Source organism: Streptomyces sp. NPDC054866 (genome assembly GCF_053610745.1).
Window position 1 is genome coordinate 582,743 of record NZ_JBSGZA010000002.1, and the last position, 22,884, is coordinate 605,626.

20 protein-coding genes and 1 pseudogene are annotated in these 22,884 nt (G+C 71.1%); 10 read left to right on the forward strand and 11 right to left on the reverse strand.

What is annotated here, in order from left to right:
• Window positions 1-32 precede the first annotated feature (32 nt).
• Both ACWGI2_RS11350 and ACWGI2_RS11355 read left to right on the forward strand, forming a co-directional pair.
• Window positions 33-1,676 (forward strand): multicopper oxidase family protein, encoded by a 1,644-nt coding sequence (locus tag ACWGI2_RS11350; protein ID WP_453695006.1) that lies wholly within the window; start codon window positions 33-35, stop codon window positions 1,674-1,676.
• 117 nt (window positions 1,677-1,793) lie between these two features.
• Window positions 1,794-3,548, forward strand: a complete 1,755-nt coding sequence (locus ACWGI2_RS11355) for an NAD+ synthase (protein WP_453395223.1) — start codon at window positions 1,794-1,796, stop codon at window positions 3,546-3,548.
• A gap of 68 nt (window positions 3,549-3,616) precedes the next feature.
• Here the strand turns inward: ACWGI2_RS11355 and ACWGI2_RS11360 are convergent, their stop codons facing one another.
• The 4 genes from ACWGI2_RS11360 to ACWGI2_RS11375 all read right to left on the reverse strand — a co-directional run bounded on the left by ACWGI2_RS11360 (window position 3,617) and on the right by ACWGI2_RS11375 (window position 8,410).
• Complete coding sequence (locus ACWGI2_RS11360; RefSeq protein ID WP_453695725.1) at window positions 3,617-4,831, reverse strand: MFS transporter; 1,215 nt, start codon at window positions 4,829-4,831, stop codon at window positions 3,617-3,619.
• A 122-nt stretch (window positions 4,832-4,953) separates the two neighbouring features.
• Entirely contained in the window at window positions 4,954-5,976 is a 1,023-nt protein-coding gene (locus ACWGI2_RS11365; protein ID WP_453695007.1) for an endonuclease/exonuclease/phosphatase family protein, read from the reverse strand.
• A gap of 172 nt (window positions 5,977-6,148) precedes the next feature.
• Window positions 6,149-6,679 carry a TetR/AcrR family transcriptional regulator gene (locus ACWGI2_RS11370; protein WP_453695726.1) on the reverse strand — a complete coding sequence of 177 codons (531 nt, stop codon included), beginning with the start codon at window positions 6,677-6,679 and terminating at the stop codon, window positions 6,149-6,151.
• A gap of 138 nt (window positions 6,680-6,817) precedes the next feature.
• Window positions 6,818-8,410: an MFS transporter gene (locus ACWGI2_RS11375; RefSeq protein WP_453395226.1), complete on the reverse strand. Its 1,593-nt coding sequence runs from the start codon at window positions 8,408-8,410 to the stop codon at window positions 6,818-6,820.
• Between the two features lie 156 nt (window positions 8,411-8,566).
• On the opposite strand from ACWGI2_RS11375, the gene panB reads away from it, so the two are divergent.
• From panB to ACWGI2_RS11390, 3 genes are all read left to right on the forward strand, one after another.
• Window positions 8,567-9,454 (forward strand): 3-methyl-2-oxobutanoate hydroxymethyltransferase, encoded by an 888-nt coding sequence (gene panB, locus ACWGI2_RS11380; protein WP_453395227.1) that lies wholly within the window; start codon window positions 8,567-8,569, stop codon window positions 9,452-9,454.
• Between the two features lie 490 nt (window positions 9,455-9,944).
• Window positions 9,945-10,964 (forward strand): ATP-binding cassette domain-containing protein, encoded by a 1,020-nt coding sequence (locus tag ACWGI2_RS11385; RefSeq protein WP_453395228.1) that lies wholly within the window; start codon window positions 9,945-9,947, stop codon window positions 10,962-10,964.
• Window positions 10,961-11,788 carry an ABC transporter permease gene (locus ACWGI2_RS11390; protein ID WP_453395229.1) on the forward strand — a complete coding sequence of 276 codons (828 nt, stop codon included), beginning with the start codon at window positions 10,961-10,963 and terminating at the stop codon, window positions 11,786-11,788. The genes ACWGI2_RS11385 and ACWGI2_RS11390 overlap by 4 nt, the downstream gene beginning before the upstream one ends.
• Window positions 11,789-11,799: 11 nt before the next feature.
• On the opposite strand, the gene ACWGI2_RS11395 is transcribed toward ACWGI2_RS11390, so the two are convergent.
• Both ACWGI2_RS11395 and ACWGI2_RS11400 read right to left on the reverse strand, forming a co-directional pair.
• Window positions 11,800-15,114, reverse strand: coding sequence for a BTAD domain-containing putative transcriptional regulator (locus ACWGI2_RS11395; protein WP_453695008.1), 3,315 nt, complete (start codon window positions 15,112-15,114; stop codon window positions 11,800-11,802).
• Between the two features lie 188 nt (window positions 15,115-15,302).
• Window positions 15,303-15,668 (reverse strand): DUF6578 domain-containing protein, encoded by a 366-nt coding sequence (locus tag ACWGI2_RS11400; protein WP_453695009.1) that lies wholly within the window; start codon window positions 15,666-15,668, stop codon window positions 15,303-15,305.
• Window positions 15,669-15,775: 107 nt separating this feature from the next.
• On the opposite strand from ACWGI2_RS11400, the gene ACWGI2_RS11405 reads away from it, so the two are divergent.
• Window positions 15,776-16,579, forward strand: coding sequence for a site-2 protease family protein (locus ACWGI2_RS11405; protein ID WP_453395232.1), 804 nt, complete (start codon window positions 15,776-15,778; stop codon window positions 16,577-16,579).
• Here the strand turns inward: ACWGI2_RS11405 and ACWGI2_RS11410 are convergent.
• From ACWGI2_RS11410 to ACWGI2_RS11420, 3 genes are all read right to left on the reverse strand, one after another.
• Entirely contained in the window at window positions 16,569-16,760 is a 192-nt protein-coding gene (locus tag ACWGI2_RS11410; protein WP_453395233.1) for a hypothetical protein, read from the reverse strand. The two genes, ACWGI2_RS11405 and ACWGI2_RS11410, sit on opposite strands and share 11 nt — an antisense overlap.
• A gap of 115 nt (window positions 16,761-16,875) precedes the next feature.
• Window positions 16,876-17,580: an NADPH-dependent F420 reductase gene (npdG, locus tag ACWGI2_RS11415; protein ID WP_453695010.1), complete on the reverse strand. Its 705-nt coding sequence runs from the start codon at window positions 17,578-17,580 to the stop codon at window positions 16,876-16,878.
• Window positions 17,581-17,617: 37 nt separating this feature from the next.
• Window positions 17,618-18,694: a sialidase family protein gene (locus ACWGI2_RS11420; protein ID WP_453695011.1), complete on the reverse strand. Its 1,077-nt coding sequence runs from the start codon at window positions 18,692-18,694 to the stop codon at window positions 17,618-17,620.
• Window positions 18,695-18,773: 79 nt separating this feature from the next.
• Here ACWGI2_RS11420 and ACWGI2_RS11425 point away from each other — a divergent pair, with 79 nt between their 5' ends.
• Window positions 18,774-19,388 carry a hypothetical protein gene (locus tag ACWGI2_RS11425; protein WP_453395236.1) on the forward strand — a complete coding sequence of 205 codons (615 nt, stop codon included), beginning with the start codon at window positions 18,774-18,776 and terminating at the stop codon, window positions 19,386-19,388.
• Window positions 19,389-19,566: 178 nt separating this feature from the next.
• Window positions 19,567-20,056 (forward strand): annotated as a pseudogene (locus ACWGI2_RS11430) (MFS transporter); the annotation flags it as partial.
• 30 nt (window positions 20,057-20,086) lie between these two features.
• On the opposite strand, the gene ACWGI2_RS11435 reads toward ACWGI2_RS11430, so the two are convergent.
• On the reverse strand, window positions 20,087-20,320 hold the full coding sequence (locus ACWGI2_RS11435) for a hypothetical protein (protein ID WP_453695012.1): 234 nt from the start codon (window positions 20,318-20,320) through the stop codon (window positions 20,087-20,089).
• 58 nt (window positions 20,321-20,378) lie between these two features.
• On the opposite strand from ACWGI2_RS11435, the gene map reads away from it, so the two are divergent.
• Window positions 20,379-21,236 carry a type I methionyl aminopeptidase gene (gene map / locus ACWGI2_RS11440; protein WP_453695013.1) on the forward strand — a complete coding sequence of 286 codons (858 nt, stop codon included), beginning with the start codon at window positions 20,379-20,381 and terminating at the stop codon, window positions 21,234-21,236.
• Window positions 21,237-21,387: 151 nt separating this feature from the next.
• The gene (locus tag ACWGI2_RS11445; RefSeq protein WP_453695014.1) at window positions 21,388-22,044 is read left to right on the forward strand and encodes a biliverdin-producing heme oxygenase; all 657 of its coding nucleotides are present in this window, start codon (window positions 21,388-21,390) and stop codon (window positions 22,042-22,044) included.
• 155 nt (window positions 22,045-22,199) lie between these two features.
• Here the strand turns inward: ACWGI2_RS11445 and ACWGI2_RS11450 are convergent, their stop codons facing one another.
• Window positions 22,200-22,868: a PhzF family phenazine biosynthesis protein gene (locus ACWGI2_RS11450; RefSeq protein ID WP_453695015.1), complete on the reverse strand. Its 669-nt coding sequence runs from the start codon at window positions 22,866-22,868 to the stop codon at window positions 22,200-22,202.
• Window positions 22,869-22,884: the final 16 nt, after the last annotated feature.

The following is a 22,884-nucleotide window of genomic DNA, read 5'->3' on the forward strand; positions in this document are numbered from 1 at the left end:
GCACGCACCACTACGACGAGGTGTACTAAGCCATGCGCAATCAACCCCTGCGCACCCCTTCACGCCGCGCCCTGCTCGGCGCCGCGACCGCCGTCGCCGGTTCGGGAATCCTGACGGCCTGTTCCGGCTCCGGCTCCGGGTCGGACTCCGGCCACGCCGGACACGGCAGCGGCTCCGCGCCCAAGGGCAAGCCCGAGGGCTATGTCGATCCCGCAGGCGAGGAAGTCGCCGCCGCGGAGAAGAAGCGAGCCGGTGGCGGCACGGTCCGTGAGGTGAAGCTCATGGCCATGAAGGCCAAGCTCGACCTCGGCGGCCGCACGGTCAACACCTGGGCGTACGGCGACCGGCTGCCCGGCAAGGAAGTCCGCGTCACCGCGGGCGACACCCTCGCCCTCACGCTCGCCAACCACCTCCCCCAGGCCACGTCCCTGCACTGGCACGGCCTGGCCCTGCGCAACGACATGGACGGCGTCCCCGGCCTCACCCAGAAGAGCATCAGGCCGGGCGCCGACTTCACGTACCGCTTCGCGGTGCCGCACCCGGGGACGTACTGGTTCCATCCCCACTCGGGCACACAGCAGGACCGCGGTCTGTACGCGCCACTGATCGTCGAGGACCCCAAGGAGCCCTTGAAGTACGACAAGGAGTGGGTCGTCGTCCTGGACGACTGGGTCGACGGCGTGGACGGCTCGACACCGGACGCCGTGCTCGCGGAGCTCGGCAAAGGCATGAGCGGCCATGACATGAGCGGCGGCATGGACCACAGCGGCCACTCCATGTCGAACATGTCGCTGCGCACCGACGCGTCCCCCAAGCCGAAGCCCACCCCGGGCTCCTCCGGCCCCTCCCGCATGATGATGGGCGCCAAGAGCGACCTGCTGGGCGGCGACGCGGGCGACGTCGCCTACCCGCACTACTTGATCAACGGCCGTACACCGGACGCCCCTTCCTCCTTCAAGGCCCGCCCCGGCGACCGCATCCGCCTGCGCATCATCAACGCGGGCGGCGACACGGCCTTCCGGGTGGCGCTCGGCGGCCACGAGATGACGGTGACGCACACGGACGGCTTCCCGGTGGAGCACGCGAAGACGGACGCGCTGCTGCTCGGCATGGGCGAGCGCTATGACGTCCTGGTCACCGCCAAGGACGGCGCGTTCCCACTGACGGCGGCGGCCGAGGGCAAGAAGGCGGCAGCCCTGGCAGTCCTCCGCACGGGCGGCGGCGCGGCCCCCGCTCCCTCGACCCGCCCCCGGGAGCTGAAGGGGCGCCTCCTGACGGCGGACAAGCTGCGGGCGGCACGCTCGGTGGCGCTCCCGTCCCGTAAGCCGGACCGCACGATCAGGCTCCGGCTGACCGGCGGAATGGCGAAGTACGACTGGGCCTTCGACAAGAAGTCGTACTCCCCCGACCGCCGCCACCCGGTCCGCGCGGGCGAACGGGTCCGCCTGGTCTTCGCCAACTCGACGACGATGTGGCACCCGATCCATCTGCACGGCCACACGTTCACCCTGGCGAACACACCGAACGGCCCCCGCAAGGACACCGCGATCATCTTGCCGAACGGCACCCTGACGGTGGACTTCGAAGCCGACAACCCGGGCCTGTGGATGATCCACTGCCACAACGTGTACCACTCGGAGGCAGGAATGATGACGGTCCTCGGCTACCGCAGCTGACCGCCCCCAGCCGTCGCGGCTGACCGGCGGCCCCAGGCGGGTGTGGGGCGTCCCAGTGGGGCGCCCCACACCCTCCCCGCAGGGCATCGCGTCGCTCTGACGATTACACTGTGCTCCGTGCCTCAACTACGCCTCGCCCTGAATCAGATCGACTCGACCGTCGGCGATCTCGCCGGGAACGTCGAGGCGATCGTCCATTGGACCCGGCACTCCGCCGAGCAGGGAGCGCACCTCGTCGCGTTCCCCGAGATGGCGCTGACCGGCTATCCCGTCGAGGACCTCGCTCTGCGGTCGTCCTTCGTCGACGCCTCGCGGGAGGCGCTGCGCGCGCTGGCCGTGCGGCTGAACGACGAGGGGTACGGCGAGCTGCCGGTCGTCGTCGGCTATCTCGACCGCACGGAGGAGGCCAAGCCGAAGTACGGCCAGCCCGCGGGCGCCCCGCGTGACGCCGCCGCCGTGCTGCACCGCGGCGAGGCCGTCCTGACGTACTCCAAGCACCACCTGCCGAACTACGGCGTCTTCGACGAGTTCCGCTACTTCGTGCCGGGCGAGACCCTGCCGATCCTGCGCGTGCACGGCGTCGACGTCGCGCTCGCCATCTGCGAGGACCTCTGGCAGGACGGCGGCCGCGTCCCCGCCACGCGCACCGCGGGCGCGGGCCTTCTGCTCTCCATCAACGCCTCGCCGTACGAGCAGAACAAGGACGACGTACGGCTTGAGCTCGTACGCAAGCGGGCGCAGGAGGCCGGCTGCACCACCGCCTACCTCGCCATGATCGGCGGCCAGGACGAGATCGTCTTCGACGGTGACTCGGTCGTCGTGGACCGGGACGGCGAAGTCATCGCGCGGGCCCCGCAGTTCGCCGAGGGCTGCGTGGTCCTCGACCTGGATCTGCCGGCCGCCGCCCCCCAGCCGCCGTCAGGCATCGTGGACGACGGGCTGCGCATCGAGCACGTCACCGTCTCCGAGGAGCCCCTGGCCGCGTACGAGCCGGAACTCACCGGCGGGTACGCCGAGCGGCTCGACGACGACGAAGAGGTGTACTCGGCGCTGGTCGTGGGGCTGCGTGCGTACGCCGCGAAGAACGGATTCAGCAGCGTCCTGATCGGCCTCTCCGGAGGCATCGACTCCGCCATCACGGCCGCGATCGCCTGCGATGCGCTCGGTGCGCAGAACGTGTACGGCGTCGCCATGCCGTCGCGCTACTCCTCGGACCACTCCATCAGTGACGCGGAGGAGCTGGCCCGGCGTACGGGGCTGAACTTCCGTACCGTGCCGATCGCCCCGATGTTCGACGCGTACATGGGCTCCCTTGGCCTCACGGGGCTCGCCGAGGAGAACCTCCAGTCGCGGCTGCGCGGCACGATGCTGATGGCCATCTCCAACCAGGAGGGCCACATCGTCCTCGCGCCGGGCAACAAGTCCGAGCTCGCGGTGGGGTATTCGACGCTCTACGGCGACTCGGTCGGGGCGTACGGGCCGATCAAGGACGTCTACAAGTCCCTGATCTTCCGGCTCGCCGAGTGGCGCAACCGCGCGGCGCTCGACCGCGGCCAGACGCCGCCGATCCCCGAGAACTCCATCAGCAAGCCGCCGAGCGCGGAGCTGCGTCCCGACCAGGTGGACACGGACTCGCTGCCGGACTATCCGGTGCTCGACGGGATCCTGGCGCTCTACGTCGACCGCGACCAGGGCGCGGACGCGATCGTCGCCGCCGGGTACGACCGGGAGCTTGTCGTGAAGACGCTGCGGATGGTCGACACCGCCGAGTACAAGCGGCGGCAGTACCCGCCGGGCACGAAGATCTCCGCGAAGGGGTTCGGCAAGGACCGTCGCCTTCCGATCACCAATCGGTGGCGGGAGTCTGTCTGACCCCCGGGGTGGGCGGGCTGATCCTGTACTGCCGCTTCGCGGCGGATCTTTCCCGCCCACCCACCTGATTACCCGGCGTGAGACGTCTCTCGAAGCGGCTCGCCCGAAGCCACGAGCCGCTCACTGCCAACCGCGGGCGACCGCAGGTCCACCAGATACGCCACCCCCGCCACCCCGAGGCCGAGCACGGCAAGACCCGCGCCCACCACCGCCGGAGACGTGACCCCGAAGCCCGCGGCGAGCGCGAGACCGCCGACCCACGCGCCTCCCGCGTTGGCGAGGTTGAACGCGGCCTGGTTGGCGGAGGAGGCAAGGGACGGCGCCGCCGACGCCTTCTCCATGACCATCAGCTGCAGGGGCGACCCCGTCGTGAACGCGGCCATGCCGAGCAGCGTCACCGCGAGCGCCGCGCTCCACGCCGTCCCCATCAGGACCGGGAACAGGGCGAGGACCACGACGAGGGCCGTGAGTCCGCCGAAGAGTGTGCCCCGCAGGGAGTGGTCGGCGAGACGACCGCCGAGAAGGTTGCCCGCCGTGGCACCGACACCGAACAGCGCGAGCAGCAACGTAACGCTGGATTCGGCGTAGCCCGCGGCGTCGGTCAGCATCGGTGTCACATAGCTGTACGCGGAGAACAGCGCCCCGAAGCCCGCCACGGTCGTGCCGAGCGCGAGCCAGACCGGAACGCTGCGCAGGGCCCGGAGCTCCCCGCGCAGACCGCCGCTCTCCCCGTGGCCGTGGTCGGCGGGGACGAGGAAGGCGAGCGCGGCGATCGCCGCGATGCCGATCGCGCTGACCGCGAGGAACGTCGCGCGCCAGCCGAGCTGCTGTCCCATCGCCGTGGCGACGGGCACGCCCACGATGTTGGCGACGGTCAGGCCGAGGAACATGAGCGAGACGGAGCGCGCCTTGCGCTCGGGTGCGACCAGTCCGGTGGCGACGACCGCGCCGACGCCGAAGAACGCGCCGTGCGGGAGGCCGCTCAGGAAGCGGGCCGCCATCAGCCAGTGGTAGTCGGGGGCCGCGGCCGAGAGCGCGTTGCCCGCGACGAAGAGCACCATCAGGCCGATGAGGACGCGGCGGCGCGGCATGCGCGCGGTGACCGCGGCGAGCAGTGGGGCGCCGATGACGACGCCCAGGGCGTACGCCGAGACCAGGTGTCCCGCGGTGGGGATGGATATGTGCAGGTCGTCCGCGACGTTGGGCAGCAGGCCCATCATCACGAACTCGGTCGTGCCGATGCCGAAGGCGCCCACGGCGAGGGCGAGCAGGGCCAGGGGCATGAAGAACCTTCCGGGGGAGCGCATGAGGGAGGGGTGTTCCGTAAGTTTACGTACGGAACAAAGTCTCTCGGGCTCAGTATTCCGCAAGGTTGAAAGCAGATGTCCGGGACGCTGCCCGGGGGCTACAGCTCGACGCGCGCCGCGATCGGCAGGTGATCGCTGCCCGTCTCCGGGAGCGTCCACGACGACAGCGGCTCGACGCCCTTCACCATGATCTGGTCGATCCGCGCCATCGGGAACGAAGCGGGCCAGCTGAAGCCGAAGCCGTCGCCCGCCGCGCCCTGCGTGGAGCGCATCTGTGAGGTGACCGCGTTCAGGGCCCGGTCGTTCATCGTGCCGTTCAGGTCCCCGAGCAGCACGACCTTGGAGACCTGCTCGTCGGCGATCGCCTCGCCCAGCGCGTCCGCGCTCGCGTCACGCTGGTTGGCGGTGAAGCCGGCGTCCAGCTTGACCCGCACCGACGGCAGGTGGGCGACGTAGACGGCGACCTCGCCCTTGGGGCTGTTGACCGTGGTGCGCATCGCGCGCGTCCAGCCCAGCTTGATGTCGACGGGCTTGGTGCCGGTCAGGGGGTACTTGCTCCACAAGCCGACCGTGCCCTGCACCGAGTGGTACTTGTACGTGCCGGCCAGGGCCTTCTCGTACGTCGGGACGGCGTCCGCCGTGAGCTCCTCCAGGGCCACGACCTCGGCGCCGGAAGCGGCGACGTCACGGGCGGTGCCCGCCGGGTCGGCGTTCTCCGCGTTCACGTTGTGGGTGGCGACCGTCAGATCGCCGCCGGTGCCGGACTTGCCGGTGATCAGGCCGCCGAAGGAGCTGACCCAGATGACCGAGGGCAGCAGCACGGCGACCAGCGCCGTGGCGGACTTGCGGACGAAGCCGACGACGAGCAGCACCGGGATCAGGACGCCGAGCCAGGGCAGGAACGTCTCGATGAGGCTGCCGAGGTTGCCGACACCGTTCGGGATCTGCGCGTGGAAGAGCATCACCAGGGCGAGCAGCACCGCGACACCGGCCGTGACGAGCCCGCGCCTCCAGATGCCCCGGTCGCCCCGCCATCCGTCGACCAGGCGCCGGAACCGAGACCCCTGGCGGTCAGGTTCCGAGCCGCCGCTGCCCGTCTCCGTCACATACGCCTGCGCCATACGCTCGTCGCCTCACTGGTGCCGTGCAACCGTCCTCGCCCCTGAAACCCTAGGCGATGATCCGGTGTCTCCCCGCCGTCCGTGACGGCCGTACGGGACGAGGACGAGCGGGGCGGCGCGGCGGGTTCCGCATCTCCCCGCACAACGGGCCGCTGTGACGAAACGCGCACATTCACCCCGTGGGCCGCAGCGGGGGCCGCAGCCCCGCGAGCACGGTGTCCACGATCCGCTCGGCGAGGTCGTCGTCGAGCGGCGCGTCGGAGCGCAGGACGGTGCGCGCGAGCATGGGTCCGACGATGAGGTCGTTGGCCAGCAGCAGGTCGACGTCGGCGCGCAGTTCGCCGTTCTCGACGCCCCGGCGCAGCACGTCGAGCATGACGCGGCGCTGCGGCTCGATGACGGTCTGCTGGTAGGCGTCCCACAGCTTCGGCAGGCTCTTCGCCTGCGCGAAGACGTTGTGCAGCAGCGCGGACGACCGCAGGTTCACGCCGCGTCTGCGCACGTGGTCGAGGAGGGTGGTGAGGTCGCCGCGCATGGATTCCCCGGCCAGCTCGGGCGGCGGCTCGTCCAGGCTGCGCATGACGTCGACGAAGAGTTCCTCCTTGCCGCTCCAGCGGCGGTAGATGGTGGCCTTGCCCACGCCCGCCGTGCGGGCGATCCGCTCGATGGAGAGATCGGTGAGGGGCACACCGTCCTCGATCATCTTCAGGACACCCTCGACGATCGACCGCTCCACGGCCTCGCTGCGGGGGCGCCCCCGGACGCCTTTGGTGATGCTGGCCACATCAACTCCGTCTCTCGTCGTCCGGCGCTCTGCCGTGGCGATTCTCCCCTGCCCCGGTCAGCGCCCCGCGCCCACGGGGTCGGCCTCCGGGCGCTCCGCCTCCGGCTCCTGGGGCGCGCGGCCCGGCAGGAACAAGGCGACGACCACGACGCCGATCAGGGCGACGCCCGCGCCGCAGAGTGCCGTGATGTGCATGGCGTGCAGGAAGGAGTCGTGGGCCGCGGTCACCAGCGGTTCACCGCGCGGGCCGAGCTTGGCCGCGACGCCGAGGGTGGCCTCGATGGACTCGCCCGCCGCGTGCCGCGCGTCGGCGGGCAGGAGCGTGAGCTTGTCCTCGACGCCGCTGCGGTAGGCCGCGGAGAGGACGGAGCCGAGCACCGCGATGCCCAGGGCGCCGCCGACCTGCCGGAAGGTGTTGCTCAGGGCGGATGCGGAGCCCGCCTTCTCGCGGGGCAGCGCCTGCATGATGACGACACTGGCGGGCGTCATGATGTGCGCCATGCCGGTGCCCATCAGGAAGAAGATGACCTCCAGGATCCAGATCGGCGTATCGGCTTCGAGCGTCGTGAACGCGGCGAGCATCGCGGCCAGGAGCAGCAGCCCGCCCGTGCACACGGCGCGGACGCCGAAACGGTCCACGACGAGACGGGCCCGCGGCGCGAAGATGAGCTGCGCCGCGGCGAGCGGCAGCATCAACAGGCCGGTCTGCAGCGGTGAGTAGCCGCGCACGCTCTGCGTGTAGAAGACCGCGAAGAACGTCACGCCCATCAGCGCGAAGAAGACGAGCGCGAGGGAGCTGATGGCCGCCGAGAAGACGCGGTTCTTGAAGTACGAGATGTCGATGGACGGATGGTCGCTGCGCTTCTCGTACAGCACGAAGCCGACGAGTACGGCGAGGCCCGCGACGACGGTCCCGATGACGGCGGGGTCGGTGAAGTCGGCCAGCTGGCCGCCCTTGATGATGCCGTAGACGAGCAGGACGAGGCCGACGACGGACAGGGCCACGCCCACCAGGTCGATCCGGCCCGGCTTCGGGTCGCGGGATTCGGGCACGAGCCAGATCATCAGGCCGATCGCGACGATCACGATCGGCACGTTCACCAGGAAGACCGAGCCCCACCAGAAGTGGTCGAGGAGTACGCCGCCGGTGATGGGCCCGATCGCGATGGCGAGGCCGACGCCGCCCGCCCAGATGCCGATGGCCTTGGGCTGTTCGTCGCGCTCGAAGACGTTCATCAGGACGGCGAGGGTGGCGGGCATCACGAAGGCGGCGCCGAGGCCCATCACCGCGCGGAACAGGATGAGTTGGACGGGTGAGCCGGACTCGGCGGCGAGCGCGGAGCCGATGCCGAAGACGGCGAGGCCCGCGATCAGTATCTTCTTGCGGCCCAGCCGGTCGCCGAGCAGGCCCGCCGTGAAGAGCAGCCCGGCGAAGACCAGGGTGTAGGAGTTGATGGCCCACTCCAGGTCGCCCTGGGTGGCGCCGAGGCCCGTGGGCTCCGGGGTCGAGATGGTCTTGATGGCGACGTTCAGGATCGAGTTGTCGAGCACCACGATCAGCAGGCTCAGCATCAGGACGCCGAGGATCGCCCACCGGCGCCGGTGGACGGCTTCCGGAATGCGTGGGGTGGAGACGGCGGGAGTAGACATGGCTCCCACACTAAAGGCATTTCGATACGACACCGTCTCGTATTGTAAAGACTTTACCGAGGGGCCCACTAGCCGACGGGCGGCGCGCGGTGCCACCATGGAAGTGATCCGGGGACGCCGTCAGGGCGCCTCGAGATGAGAGAAGGAGCCGTTGCGATGACGCAACTTTCGGCTGCCCAGAACCAGCCTGCGGGGCCCGCGAGCCAGTCCACCGACAGCAGCAAGGCGCTGTACGGAGGCAAGAGCACCCGCCGCATCACCGTGCGGGACATCGCCGCCGCCAAGGAGCGGGGCGAGAAGTGGCCCATGCTCACCGCGTACGACGCCATGACCGCGTCCGTCTTCGACGAGGCCGGCATCCCCGTGATGCTGGTCGGCGACTCGGCGGGCAACTGCCACCTCGGGTACGAGACGACCGTGCCCGTCACCCTCGACGAGATGACCATGCTCTCCGCGGCCGTCGTACGGGGCACGTCGCGTGCCCTGATCGTCGGCGACCTGCCCTTCGGGTCGTACCAGGAAGGCCCGGTCCAGGCCCTTCGCTCGGCGACGCGCCTGGTGAAGGAGGCCGGGGTCGGCGCGGTGAAGCTGGAGGGCGGCGAGCGCTCGCTCCCCCAGACCGAGCTGCTCGTCTCCTCCGGCATCCCCGTCATGTCCCACCTCGGCCTCACGCCGCAGTCCGTGAACACCATGGGCTACCGCGTCCAGGGCCGCGGCGACGAGGCGGCGCACCGGCTTCTGAGCGATGCCAAGGCCGCGCAGGACGCGGGCGCGTTCGCGGTGGTCCTCGAACTGGTTCCCGCGGAGCTGGCGGCCGAGGTCACCCGCTCCCTGCACATCCCGACGGTCGGGATCGGAGCGGGCGCGGCGTGCGACGCGCAGGTCCTGGTCTGGACGGACATGCTGGGCCTGACCGGCGGCAAGATGCCGCGCTTCGTGAAGCAGTACGCGGATCTGCGGGGCGTGATGAGTGGCGCGGCCAAGGCGTTCGCGGAGGATGTGGTGGGCGGCGCGTTTCCCTCCGGGGAGCATGCGGTCCACTAGTACCGCTGGGCGGTTCCTCACCGCCTTATGAGCCATAGCGGCACCACCGGCAGCCCGTCGAACTTCCCCCGTCGACGGGCTGTCCGCTTTTTCCTCGCCGGGGGGCGTTTTACCGAGGGCACGGGTGCGGGTCTTTTCGTCCGCCGCTTCGCGGCGATGTTTCCCGCCCACCCACCCGATTGCCCCGGGGTAATCGGGTGGGTGGGTGGGGAAGATCCGTCGCGAAGCGGCGGGACAGAAGCGGCCGCGGCGAGAGCGATCGGATAAACCCCCACCCGGCACGGGGCGACCCCGGGGCAATCGGGTGGGTGGGTGGGGAAGATCCGGCGCGAAGCGGCGGGACAGAGGCGACCTCGGCGGGAGCGATCGGACAAGCCCCCACCCGGGAGATCCGCCGCGGAGCGGCGGGACAGGAATCCGCTGCAGGCCCCCCGGCCAGGTGTAGGTGGGATGTCGGTGGTTTGTCGGTGGGGGGTGTCATTCTTCCGGCATGACGCGAATCAACAACACCCCCGGCGGCGCCGGAAGCGCCGTCACCGTGAGGGGACTGGTCAAGCACTACGGCGAGACCAAAGCACTGGACGGCGTGGACCTCGACGTACGCGAAGGCACCGTCCTCGGCGTGCTCGGCCCGAACGGCGCCGGCAAGACCACCCTCGTACGCTGCCTCTCCACCCTCGTCGTCCCGGACTCGGGCTCCGCCTTCGTGGCCGGGTACGACGTCGTGAAGCAGCCCCGCCAGCTCCGCCGGGTCATAGGCCTCACCGGCCAGTACGCCTCCGTGGACGAGAAGCTCTCCGGGCGCGAGAACCTCTACATGATCGGGCGGCTCCTCGACCTCTCCCGCAAGGAGGCCAGGTCGAGGGCCGACGCCCTGCTGGAGCGGTTCTCCCTCACCGAGGCGGCGAACCGCCCCGCCAAGACGTACTCCGGCGGCATGCGCCGCCGCCTCGACCTCGCGGCGTCGATGATCGGCAGCCCCTCGGTCCTCTACCTGGACGAGCCGACCACCGGCCTCGACCCCCGCACCCGCAACGAGGTGTGGGCCGAGGTCAAGCGGATGGTCACCGACGGCGTCACCGTGCTGCTCACCACGCAGTACATGGAGGAGGCCGAGCAGCTCGCATCCGAGCTGACCGTCATCGACCGCGGCAAGGTCATCGCCAACGGCGGCATCGACGAGCTGAAGGCGAAGGTCGGCGGCCGCACCCTGCGCATCCGCCCGGCCGACCCGCTGGAGCTGCGCCCGCTGGCCGGCGCGCTCGACGACATGGGCCTGACCGGCCTCGCCACCTCCACCGTGGACGTCGAGTCCGGCACGGTCCTCGTGCCGATCCTCAGCGACGAGCAGCTCACCGCCGTGGTCGGCGCGGTCACCGCGCGCGGCATCACGATCGGCTCGATAGCCACCGAACTGCCCAGCCTGGACGAGGTGTTCCTCTCCATCACCGGCCACAAGGCCAGCGCCCCGCAGGACGCCCGCCCCGAACTCGAGGAGGTTGCCGTATGAGCGCCACCACACTCACGCCGCCCCTCCACCAGGGAGAGGCCGACGCCCGTATCGGTCTTCGCGACCACGTGCGCCACACCAGCGCCCTGGTCCGCCGCAATCTGCTGTGGATCCGGCAGGACCCGGAGTCGATGTTCGACGCGGTCCTGATGCCGATCGTCTTCACGCTCCTGTTCGTGTACGTCTTCGGCGGCTCCATCGGGCAGGCGCTCGGCGGCGGTCAGGACGCCTACGTGCAGTACGTGGTGCCGGGCATGATGGCGATGATGAGCATGAACATCGCCATGGCCGTCGGCACGGGCTTCAACCAGGACTTCCAGAACGGCATCATGGACCGCTTCCGCACCCTGCCGATCGGCCAGGGCTCGGTGCTCTTCGCCAAGATCGTGGTGGAGCTGATGCGGATGCTCATCGCGACGACGATCATGATGATCGTCGGTGTCCTGGTGGGCTTCGACATCACGAACTGGGGCGGACTGCTCGCCGCCGTCGGCCTCACCGCGCTCTTCGGCTCGTCGATCATGTGGATCTTCCTCGTACTCGGCGTCACGATGAAGAGCGCCCAGTCCGTACAGGCGATGGGCTTCCTGGTCCTGATGCCGCTGCAGTTCGGCTCGTCGATCTTCGCACCCACCCAGTCCATGCCGGGCTGGCTGCAGGGCTTCACCGACTACAACCCGCTGTCGGCGCTCGCGGACTCCGCGCGCGGCCTGATGGTGGGCGGCCCGGCCGCACACGACGTCTGGGTGACGGTCGGCTGGTCGGCGGTGCTCACCCTGGTGATGGCGCCGATCGCGATCCACAAGTTCCGCACGAAGAGCTGAGCGCGGACGCGTCAGCCGATGTACGTGTCGCAGAGGGCGGCGGCCTCCTCCACGGAGAGGCTGCCGCCTTCCGCGTACGCGGCCTCGTACGCGGCATCGCCCAGTGCCCCGCGTGCCGACTCCTCGGCGGCCGTGTGGATCTCACGCTCGGCGGCGGGCGCGAAGTGGCCGGGCGGCAGCTCACGGTCGGCGGCGGCGATCAGCCGCGCCGCGTCGTGGGCGTACCGGCCGCCGTCGAGGGCGGCCAGGGCGCGGGCGGCGGTGGTGAGGTGGATGGAGGTCATCTGCGGGGCCATCATCTTGCTGAGCGGGTCGAGGGATTTGTCGAGCGCGGCGCGCGACGTGGCGAGAGCCTCCGCGTGACGCCCCTCCACGGCGTTGATCCAGGCCTCCGCGCCCAGCATGAAGCCCTCGAAGATGACGAAGTCGACGGCCTTGAACTCCTCCCGGAGCAGCCGGAGTTGTTCGCGCGCCTCGGCGGTGCGGCCGGTGCGGGCCAGCAGGTCGACGAGGAAGAAGCGGGCGGCGGGCAGCGACTCGCTGGAGTTCGCGGCGGCCTTGCCGTCGCGCTCCAGGACCGACCAGAGCAGTTCCTCGCCCCGGGCAAGTTCGCCCGCCTCGGCGAGCACCGAGCCGAGCCGCGCCGTGAGCACGCTCACCTGCGCGGGGGCGCCGAGCCGCTCCGCGTGCTCGATGGCGGCGCCGAAGTCCTCGGCGGCCAGGGTGAACCGGCCGCGCCGCTCATGGGCCTCGCCGCGCGAGGAGAGCGCCTCGGCCATGCCCCACACATCGCCGAGCCGGGTGAAGATCTCCAGGGACTCGTCGGCGTCACGGCGGGCGTCGCCCGCCCAGTCGGCGCGGTTGGCGAGGATGTTGGCGCGCTGCTGCAAGGACGCGGCGAGCTCCCAGTCGTATCCCCGCTCGCGGCAGGTGGCGATGGTCGCGTCGATGATGACGTGCAGCTTGTCGATGTCCCCGTCGAGCAGCACAGCGAAGAACCACAAACTCCCTGGCGACCAGCAGGTCTGCGGAAGACCCGGCCGGTAGGCCTCCCTGATGCCCGCGAGTTTCTCGGCGGCCTCGGGTGTCTGCCAGGCCTCCAGGTTCATGTCCATGCAGGAGAGCTGGATGAGGTGGACACCGCGCCGCGCCTCCGCCAGCACCTCGGGGCGCATGGGCGGCGGGTTGTCCGTGCAGCGTTCGTAGAGCGGTTCCACCGGGGTGACGGGGCGCGCGAACGGGTCGGGGCCGAGGGCGACGACATCGCGCGACCAGTTGCGGATCTCGATGCGCAGGTCACGGATCGTCCAGAACCAGGAGAGCGAGAGGACGAGGCAGAGCGCCTCCTGCTCCTCCCCTGCGGCGACGGCGTGCCGCAGGGCGGTGCGCAGATTCTCGTACTCGACCTCGAGCCGTTCGACGGCCTCCCGCTGTCCGCCGCCCCGCAGCCGTGGTTCGGTCAGCCGGGCCAGCTCACGGAAGTACACCAGGTGGGCCCGCTCGGCGGCGGCGCGGTCACCGGCCTCGTCGAGCCGCTCCCTCGCGTACTCGCCGACGGTCTCGAGCTGTCGGTAGCGCATGACGCCCTGCGGCGAAGGGGCGGCGACGACAAGGGACTTGTCGACGAGGGAGCCGAGCACGTCGGCGACGTCGGGCGACTCGGCGGGCGCCCCGCACACCGCTTCGGCGGCGGCCAGGTCGCAGCCGCCCGCGAAGACGGAGAGGCGGCGCAGGACGGTGCGTTCGGGGGTGTCGAGGAGGTCCCAGGACCAGTCGACGACCGCGCGCAGGGTCTGCTGGCGTGGCAGGACCGTGCGGGCGCCGTTCGTCAGGAGGCGGAAGCGGTCGTCGAGGCGGTCGGCGATCTGCCGGGGGGTGAGCATGCGCAGGCGGGCCGCGGCCAGTTCGATGGCCAGCGGAAGGCCGTCGAGGCGGCGGCAGATCTCCGCTGCCGCGGCCCGGTCGTCCTCGACGCGGAAGTCCGGCCGGGCCGCCGCGCCGCGGTCCGCGAGCAGGCGCAGCGCGATCGGCTCCGGCAACGGCTCCACGGGGCGCAGCAACTCCCCCGGTACGCCCAGGGGTTCACGGCTCGTGGCGAGGACCGTGAGGCCGGGGCAGTGCGCGAGCAGCCGGTCCGCGAGGCGGGCCGCGGCGTCGATGACGTGCTCGCAGTTGTCGAGGATCAGGAGCATGCGGCGTGGCGCGCAGTGCTCGGTGAGCCGGACGACGGGGTCGTCGCCGTGCCATTCCGAGACCGCCCGCAGCTCTTCGGCGCCCGCGCCGCGCAGCACCGTCTCGCGGGCGCCGAGCGCGGTGAGGACCGCCTCGGGCACCGCGTCCGGGTCCTCGACCGGCGCGAGTTCGGCCAGCCATACGCCGTCGGGCACGCCATCGGCGTGGGCCTCGGCGGCCTCCTGCGAGAGCCGCGTCTTGCCGGCGCCGCCGGGCCCGAGCAGCGTGACGAGGCGGGCCCGCGCCAGGTCGCCCCGGATGGCCTCGATGTCGCCCTCGCGGCCGACGAAGGAGGTGAGCCTGGCCCGCAGGTTGCCCTGCGGTCTCTCCGCCGCGCGGGTCCTCGCGGGAGGCGCCTTCGGGGCGTCGGCGTGCAGCAACTCCTCGTGGAGGGCGCGGAGTTCGGGTCCGGGGTCGGCGCCGATGCGGTCCGCGATGAGGCGGCGTACTCCGTCGTACTCGTCGAGTGCCTGCGCCGGGCGGCCCGCGTCGCGCAGCGCCCGCAGCCGCAGGGCCTGGAGCGGCTCGTCGAGGGGGTGGCTTTCGCACAGGGCGGCGAGCTCGGGCAGCACCTGCTCGGCCCGGCCGAGCGCGAGGGACGCGGCCAGCCTGGCGCGGTGGGCTTCGAGGCGGCGGGACTCCCACCGGGCCGCCTCCGCCGTGCGGTCCGGCAGGTCGGCGAGCGCGGGGCCCTGCCAGAGGGCCAGCGCGTCGTCCAGGATCCCCGCCGCCTTGGCTGCGTCGCCGTCGCCGAGCGCGTCCGTACCCTCGGCCGCGAGGCGGTCGAAGCGGTAGAGGTCGATGTCGTCCGGCGCGGCGCACAGCCGGTAGCCGCCGTCGGTGGAGGTGATCGCCCCGGAGCCGATGGCCCGGCGCAGGCGGCCCACCAGGGCCTGTAGCGCGCCGGTCGCGTCGGCGGGCGGATCGCCGTGCCACACCTCGTCGACGAGCGCCTGGGCCGGGACGGTCCGGGGGACGCGGAGGGCGAGGATCGTCAGGAGGGCGCGCAGCCTTGGGCCGCCGACGGCGATGGGGGTGCCGTCGGCGTGGACTGCCTGGGTGGTGCCGAGAATGCGGTAGCGCACGGGGTCCATTGTCTCTGGTGGCGGTGAGGAGCGGTGCAGGGCGCTGCCCTGGGCAGGCGCACCTCGATCACCGTCCGGTGCCGGGGGCGCTCTTCGGCGTCATCGGGCTGCGTTCCGGTGTGACACACCGCCGGTCCCGGCTTCGATCGCTGGGCAGGCCGCTGTCCTCCCGGTCCGCGGATCAGGAAAGACGCCGGTCACTCGGCATCATCCGGTACGTCGAGCGAAACCAGCACCCCCACCTCCCGCCGGAAGTACCCCTGCTCCCGGCTCCCTTCCGCCAGGTCCACGAACCACTTCGGGCAGCTCTCCACCGGGCGGAGCCACTCCTCGCCCTCCACCGGCTCGAAGGTGTCCGTGCCGGCCGGCCGCGCGAAGCCCCACGTCACCATCTGGATCGACCGCACCCGCCCCACGGTGTCCGGCCCTTCCTCGCCGTGCCGCTCCACGGAGTACAGCGGTGGCCCACCCTCCAACTGCCACGCCACCTCGTCCCCCACGGAGAACGGTGTCCCGCAGCACTCCATCTGCCAGTCCTCGTACATCACGTTCCACAGCGCCATGCCCCCACCCTCCCCGGAACTCCCCACGGAGTGCGAGACGTTTTCTCCGTACGCCGGGGTACGGTCCCGTACGACAACCGGCCCGCCACCTCCAGGAGCCCCGCCCCATGACCACCGCTCCCACCCGACGCAGCGACCGGCGTGTCAGCCCCGTCTTCCTCGGGATCGCCGCCGTCACCGCGGTCTCCGGCTGGGCCGCATGGACCGGATTCGCGGACAATCCGGGGCTGGCGGTCTTCCTCTTCGTGACGGCGGCCTGGATCGTCTCGCTCTGTCTGCACGAGTACGCGCACGCGCGCACCGCCCTGCACAGCGGCGACATCTCCGTCGGAGCGAAGGGCTATCTGACCCTCAATCCGCTGAAGTACACGCACGCGCTGCTCAGCATCGTGCTTCCGGTGCTCTTCGTGATCATGGGCGGCATCGGCCTGCCCGGCGGCGCGGTCTTCATCGAGCGGGGCCGCATCAGGGGCAAGTGGAAGCACAGTCTGATCTCGGCCGCGGGACCGCTCACGAACGTGGCGTTCGCCGTCGTGTGCACCGCGCCCTTCTGGCTGGACGCGCTCTCCGGCGTCCCGGACACGTTCCGGTTCGCGCTCGCGTTCCTCGCCCTGCTCCAGGTGACGGCCGCGATCCTGAACTCGCTGCCCATCCCGGGCCTGGACGGGTACGGCGTCATCGAGCCCTGGCTGTCGCACAAGATCCGCCGCCAGGTGGAGCCGTTCGCGCCGTTCGGCCTGATCGCCGTCTTCGGCATCCTGTGGATCCCCGAGGTCAACGGCGCCTTCTTCGACGCGATCGACGCGATCCTGCGCGGCCTCGGCGTCACCGATCTGGAGACGTACTGCGGCCGGGACTTCTACCGCTTCTGGGACGGCGACACGAGCCAGTACTGCACGCTCAGCCCGTAGCGGTGCGCCCGGCGTCCCGCTCGGTCTTCGCGCGACGCAGGTAGTACCACGCCATGTTCGAGGAGAGCCCGGCCAGCAGCACCCAGATGACGCCGATCCAGTAGCCCTGGACGAAGGAGACCACGGCCGCGACGACGGCGAGGGCGCAGACCGTGAGGGCGTAGAGAGCGAGGCGGGGCATGGGGGTCGGCTCCTGTCGGGGGTCGGTCCGGGTGGTTCGTAGGTCGGTCCGGATGCTGGGCGGGCCGCCGTACGAAACGGCGCCCGCACCCAGTGTCCCCCATGCCCGCTACGTCCTAGACGTCGGTCACGCGCAGTCCCGCGTGCGCCTTGTAGCGCCGGTTCACGGAGATCAGGTTGGCCACGAGGGACTCGACCTGGTGCGCGCCCCGAAGCCGCCCCGCGAAGACGCCCCGCATACCGGGGATCCGCGCGGCGAGCGCCTGGACGAGGTCCGTGTCGGCGCGGACCTCGCCGAGGACCATCACGTCGGTGTCGATCTCCTCGACGGCCGGGTCCTGGAGCAGGACCGCCGACAGGTGGTGGAAGGCGGCCGTGACCCGGGAGTCCGGAAGCAGGGCGGCGGCCTGCTCGGCGGCGCTGCCCTCCTCGGGCTTCAGGGCGTAGGCGCCCTTCTTGTCGAAGCCGAGCGGGTTCACGCAGTCGATGACGAGCTTGCCGCTCAGTTCCTCGCGCAGCGCTTCCAGGGTCTTGCCGTGCCCGTCCCACGGCACGGCGACGATCACGATGTCGCTGCGCCGCGCGCACTCCGCGTTCTCGGCGCCCTCGACGCCGAGGCCGAGCTCGTCGGCCGCGGTCTGCGCGCGCTCGGCCGCGCGGGAGCCGATGATCACCTTCTGGCCGGCGCGGGCCAGGCGGTAGGCGAGGCCGCGGCCCTGGTCACCGGTGCCGCCGAGCACGCCGACGACGAGCCCGGAGACGTCGGGCAGCTCCCAGGGATCCTTGGCGGGAGCCTTCTGCACACTGTCGTTAGAGGTCATGCGGCCGACCTTACTCACCGCCCGTCCCGCGCCCGAGTCAGGCCAGCGCGGCCACCGGTATCCGCCGGAACGTGATGGTCTCGTACGCGCTGAAGTCTCCCGTCTCGTAGAGGAGTCCGACGGTCTCGTCGTCGACGCGTACGAGGTCGGAGTACGCGGCGGGCAGCCCGTCCACGGTGTACGCGTCCTGCCACGTGGTGCCTCCGTCGCGGCTGCGGCGCACCGTCATCAGGGCACGGAAGCCGGGGTCGGCGGGCCCGGAGAACAGCAGCACGTCCGGCGTACGCAGCTGGAGCACGCTGCACTCGACGACGGGGCCGACGAGCCCGGCCTGCGGGCGGAAGGGCTTGACGAGACTCCGGCCGCCGTCGAGGGAGTGGGCGTCGGCGCGGGTGCCGGGGGCCGGGGAGTCGTTGCGAGTGTTGAAGTAGAGCCGCCCGTCGGGGAGTTCGGCCGCGGTGGTCTCGTTCACGTTCACGTAGCCGTTGGTGTTGTCGTCGACGTAGCCGATGCGCCAGGTCTGGCCGAGGTCGTCGCTGAGCAGGCAGTGGCCGCCGTTGTACTTGCCCTCGGTGCCGTTGTCCGTCCCGGTGGGCGGCAGGGAGTGGTTGGCGGGTACGACGACCCGGCCCGAGGCGGTCTGCACGGCGTGCCCGGGGGTGGTGGCGTACCACCGCCAACTCGCCTTCTTCACCTGCGAGGTGATCTCCCGGCCGGCCGACCAGGTCAGCCCGTCGTCGTCGCTGTGCCGCACCCAGATCCGCCGCCCGTTCGCGGCGGACACCTTGCCGCGGCGGATGGCGTCCTCGGTCGCGGCGGCGGCGTTGCGGACGTGGACGAGGAGGATCCGTCCGGTGGTGAGGACGACGGGGGCGGGGTTGCCCGCGAGGTCGGCGCCGTTCTGGACGACGACCTGGAGCGGGCCCCAGGTGCGGCCGCCGTCGCTGGACCGCTTCAGTACGACGTCGATGTTGCCGAAGTCCTCCTGCGAGCCGACCCTCCCCTCGCAGAAGGCCAGCAGGGTGGCGGAGTTGGTGCGCACGACAGCGGGGATCCGGAAGCTCGCGTAGCCCTCGCGTCCGGCCCGGAAGGGAACAGATGTCTCATCAGCCATCCCCGGTCAGTCCCCACCCCGGACGAATTCCCGGTGAACTCCGCCTGACGACTCGTCCGTTGAGGCAGGATGCGACCCCATGGACGCCGTACGGGTCGCGCTGCTGCGCGAAGTGCTCGCGGGAACCGAGTGGGTGGGCGCCACGCGCCGCTTCGCGGGGACGCTGCGTTCCTCCGTCGTGCCGCACGGCGGGGGGCTCCTGCTGGTGGGCACCCAGGAGTACGAGCCGTGGCATCTGGCCGCGCATCTCGTGGACGAGGCGGCGTGGTCCGGGACGCCGGAACTGACACCGACGCTCGTACGCCACCGGGTGCGGGACGGCGATCCCGCGCACCTTTCGACCGGGCTCGGCCGGATCGAGGCGGCGAGGCGGGGAGAGACTCTGCTGGTGGTGGCGCCGGACACGCCTGCTCCGCCGCCGGGGGCGGACCTGCTCGAGCGGGTCCACGACGCCCGCGCGGCGGGCGCGACGGTACTGTCCCTGGGTCCGGGGCACGGTGATCTGCGGGCCATGGCTCACGAGGCCCTGCCGGTGCCGGAGTCGCCCGACATCGACCTGGACATGGTCCAGCACCTGGTGAGCGCGGCGGCGGGCGAGAACTCGCTCCCGGCGGCGCGGGGTCGCCGACGGCTCCGCGACCGTTTGTCCCGCCTGGCCGACCAGCTGACGGCGCCGCCGCCTGCGCGGTGGTGAGGTCTCTGGCGGGGGCGCCTTCTGCTGGGAACTGAGCCGCCGCTGCGCGGCGGATCTTTCCCGCCCACCCACCCGATTACCCCGCAGGGCAAACGGGTGGGTGGGAGGGAGACATTCGCCGCGCAGCGGCGGTCCAGTTCCCAGCAGAAGGCGCCCCCGCCAGAGACCGCTGCCGGTCTCCTTCGTCGTCTCCGTGGCCCTGTGCACCCGCATCGCCCCCGCGCCTCCCGCGCACGACGCGGACGAGCCGTCCTTGCGGGGCCTCGCGGAGGATCTTGACGCGGAGTGGTCGCTGGGCCCGGGGGTCCCCCCACGCCCTTAAGGCAGTGGGGGCGTACGCGGCCGGGGCGGTCGGCTCGCTGCTGCTCAATCACGGCGGCCGGGTGGTTCGGCAACGTCTGGCTGGTTCTTGTGTGCCTGGCGCTCGCGGGCGCGGGCGACATGGTCAGCGGGCTCGGCCGCTCCACCATCTGGAACCAGACCATCCCGGACGAGCTGCGGGGGCGGCGGCCGGCTGGACGGGCACGCGCAGCGCCATCTGGTCGGGCGGCATCGCCTGCGTGGCCTCGGTCGCCGTTCTGACGGCGGTACTGCCGAAGCTGCTCAGTTACGACGCGAGCACGGACGAGGACGCGGTCCGGCGCCGGGAGGTGTCCGCAGCGGCTTGACGGGGCTGACGGACCGTCCCGGCGGCGGGCTCAGGCGTTGCCCCCCTCGCCCCGGGCCTCCTTGTCATGCCACTTCGGGTCGGTCTCCCACTCCAGGTTCCGCTCGGCGGCGGTCTCCATCGCCCGCTGGGCCTCCTCGCGGGAGGCGTACGGCCCGAAGCGGTCCTTGCCCGGGCAGTCGGGGCCCTCCTCGACCTTCTTGTGCTCCAGGCAGTAGAACCACTCGCCCGGTTTACCGACGGTCCGCTTCTTGAACAGTGGCATGGTCTGCTCCTCTCTCTCCCGCCATGCTGCCCCACCACCGCTGGTTAGACTCGCTTGCATGTCTGGCCAGTCACTGCTCGTACCAGGGGAGCTCTCTCCCATCCGCCCCGTTCCGGGAAACATCAGGCGCCCGGAGTACGTGGGGAAACCCGCGCCCACCCCGTACACGGGGCCCGAGGTGCAGACCCCCGAGACCATCGAGCTGATGCGCACCGCGGGCCGTATCGCCGCCCGCGCGATGGCCGAGGCCGCCAAGCACATCGCGCCCGGGGTGACCACCGACGAGCTGGACCGCGTCGCCCACGAGTACATGTGCGACCACGGCGCCTACCCCTCCACGCTCGGCTACCGCGGCTTCAAGAAGTCGCTGTGCACCTCCGTCAACGAGGTCATCTGCCACGGCATCCCGGACTCCACCGTCCTCAACGACGGCGACATCATCAACCTCGACGTGACCGCGTACATCGGCGGGGTGCACGGCGACAACAACGCCACGTACCTGGTCGGGGACGTCGACGAGGAGTCCACCCTGCTCGTGGAGCGGACCCGGGAGTCACTCGACCGCGCCATCAAGGCGGTCAAGCCCGGCCGCCAGATCAACATCATCGGCCGCGTCATCGAGTCGTACGCCAAGCGCTTCGGCTACGGCGTCGTGCGCGACTTCACCGGCCACGGCATCAACACGTCCTTCCACTCCGGCCTGATCGTCCCGCACTACGACAGCCCGCACGCGACGACGGTGATTCAGCCCGGCATGACGTTCACGATCGAGCCGATGCTGACCCTCGGCACGTACGAGTACGACATGTGGGAGGACGGCTGGACCGTGGTGACGAAGGACCGCAAGCGGACCGCGCAGTTCGAGCACACGCTCGTGGTGACGGACAGCGGGGCGGAGATCCTTACGCTTCCCTGAGCTCTGAGCGGGTAGCGTTTTACCGACAGGACGTCGGGAACCAGTTGACTTAGGTAAGCCTAACTTGGATGATCGGTGGAGGTCACCGGTTCGTCACTGGTTCCTGCGCTTCTTCGGCGTTCCTCGCTTTCTTCGGCTTCGGAGGTCCCTCATGGAACCGTTCTCGACGGTCATCCGCACCGCGTCGCACGAGCAGCACACGGAGGCGGAGACCTCGACGTTCATGAGCGACCTGCTCGGCGGCAGGCTCGGCGTCGACGCGTACGCGCGCTACACGGAACAGCTGTGGTTCGTGTACCGCGCCCTGGAGGAGGGCGCGGAGGCCCTGAAGGGCGATCCGGTCGCGGGACCGTTCATACAGCCCGAGCTGCTGCGCGTGGCGGAACTGGAGCGGGACCTCGCGCATCTGCGGGGCGCGGGCTGGAAGTCTTCCGCCACCCCGCTGCCCGCCACGACGGCGTACGCGGCGCGGGTCGCGGAGTGCGCGCGGGAGTGGCCCGGCGGTTATGTGGCCCACCACTACACCCGCTACCTCGGCGATCTCTCCGGCGGCCAGATCATCCGCGGCAAGGCGGAGCAGACGTGGGGGTTCGCCCGGAAGGGCGACGGGGTCCGTTTCTACGTCTTCGAAGGCATCGCCAACCCCGCTGCTTTCAAGCGGGGCTATCGGGAGCTGCTGGACGGGCTGGGGGAGGTCGTTCCCGATGAGCTGGAGCGGCAGCGGATCGTGGACGAGTGCAAGCGCGCTTTCGCTTTGAATACGCGGGTTTTCCGTGAGCTGGGGGAGGAGTTCCCGCTCTCCGCTTAGGCGCACCGTCGATCACCGGCTCCGCCGAGTTCGTCCTCAAACGCCGGACGGGCTGGAAATCCAGCCCGTCCGGCGTTTGAGGACCGGGGTCTGGGGCGGAGCCCCAGTTTCGGGAAGGGGCGGGATCGGGGAACAGAACCGCCGGAGGCAAAACCTCAACCCCCACCCAGCCGAACCCGTCCCCCCACCTCAATCACCCCACCCGGCGCCGGCGCCGTAAGGATCTGTGAGCCGCGCCCCTGCGTGATGTTGAGCGCACGGCCAAGACGCTCCGTCAGGAGAAGCGCCGCCGCCCCCGTGGCCTCGTCCTCCCGGATGCCGTCATCCCGCCCAGGAAAGCCCCGCGCACGGACCCGCCCCGCCGCCTCGTCCTCCCACGCCCACGCGTACACCCACTCCCCCGGCGGGGGCACCGCGAGGGCGTCCACCTCGGCCGGGGTGCCGTAAGCACGCAGCGTCCGCCCCGGCGCCCACTCCGCCCGCGCAGCGATCCAGCTGAACTCCCCATCCTGGCGGGCCTCCACGACCCCCGCGGGCGTAACCAGTTCAGGGACGTCGAGGAGCCAGGACGTACCTACGCAGGGGTGCCCGGCGAAGGGCAGCCGCAGCGTAGGGGTGTAGATGTCGATGACCCCGCGCTCGGGGTCATCGACGAACACCGTCTCGCTGAAGCCGAGCTTCGCGGCAACCGCCTGCCGCTCGTCCCGCCCGGGCACGCGGGCCCCGTCCCGCACGACACCCAGCTCATTGCCGTACCGGCCGTCGGGCCCGCAGAAGACTCGCAGGACGTCCAATACGTCCGGTCCGTCAAGTAGTTCTGTCACCCGGGCATTCAAGCAT

Bases quoted from the DNA above. Each gene is read 5' to 3' on its own strand.
- ACWGI2_RS11350 (WP_453695006.1), top strand. From the start codon at position 33: ATGCGCAATCAACCCCTGCGCACCCCTTCACGCCGCGCCCTGCTCGGC.
- ACWGI2_RS11360 (WP_453695725.1), bottom strand. From the start codon at position 4,831: ATGCCCCTGGCCCTGCTCGCCCTCGCCGTGGGCGCCTTCGGCATCGGC.
- ACWGI2_RS11365 (WP_453695007.1), bottom strand. From the start codon at position 5,976: ATGGCGCAGGCGTATGTGACGGAGACGGGCAGCGGCGGCTCGGAACCT.
- ACWGI2_RS11370 (WP_453695726.1), bottom strand. From the start codon at position 6,679: ATGATCGAGGACGGTGTGCCCCTCACCGATCTCTCCATCGAGCGGATC.
- ACWGI2_RS11375 (WP_453395226.1), bottom strand. From the start codon at position 8,410: ATGTCTACTCCCGCCGTCTCCACCCCACGCATTCCGGAAGCCGTCCAC.
- panB (WP_453395227.1), top strand. From the start codon at position 8,567: ATGACGCAACTTTCGGCTGCCCAGAACCAGCCTGCGGGGCCCGCGAGC.
- ACWGI2_RS11385 (WP_453395228.1), top strand. From the start codon at position 9,945: ATGACGCGAATCAACAACACCCCCGGCGGCGCCGGAAGCGCCGTCACC.
- ACWGI2_RS11390 (WP_453395229.1), top strand. From the start codon at position 10,961: ATGAGCGCCACCACACTCACGCCGCCCCTCCACCAGGGAGAGGCCGAC.
- ACWGI2_RS11395 (WP_453695008.1), bottom strand. From the start codon at position 15,114: ATGGACCCCGTGCGCTACCGCATTCTCGGCACCACCCAGGCAGTCCAC.
- ACWGI2_RS11400 (WP_453695009.1), bottom strand. From the start codon at position 15,668: ATGGCGCTGTGGAACGTGATGTACGAGGACTGGCAGATGGAGTGCTGC.
- ACWGI2_RS11405 (WP_453395232.1), top strand. From the start codon at position 15,776: ATGACCACCGCTCCCACCCGACGCAGCGACCGGCGTGTCAGCCCCGTC.
- ACWGI2_RS11410 (WP_453395233.1), bottom strand. From the start codon at position 16,760: ATGCCCCGCCTCGCTCTCTACGCCCTCACGGTCTGCGCCCTCGCCGTC.
- npdG (WP_453695010.1), bottom strand. From the start codon at position 17,580: ATGACCTCTAACGACAGTGTGCAGAAGGCTCCCGCCAAGGATCCCTGG.
- ACWGI2_RS11420 (WP_453695011.1), bottom strand. From the start codon at position 18,694: ATGGCTGATGAGACATCTGTTCCCTTCCGGGCCGGACGCGAGGGCTAC.
- ACWGI2_RS11425 (WP_453395236.1), top strand. From the start codon at position 18,774: ATGGACGCCGTACGGGTCGCGCTGCTGCGCGAAGTGCTCGCGGGAACC.
- ACWGI2_RS11435 (WP_453695012.1), bottom strand. From the start codon at position 20,320: ATGCCACTGTTCAAGAAGCGGACCGTCGGTAAACCGGGCGAGTGGTTC.
- map (WP_453695013.1), top strand. From the start codon at position 20,379: ATGTCTGGCCAGTCACTGCTCGTACCAGGGGAGCTCTCTCCCATCCGC.
- ACWGI2_RS11445 (WP_453695014.1), top strand. From the start codon at position 21,388: ATGGAACCGTTCTCGACGGTCATCCGCACCGCGTCGCACGAGCAGCAC.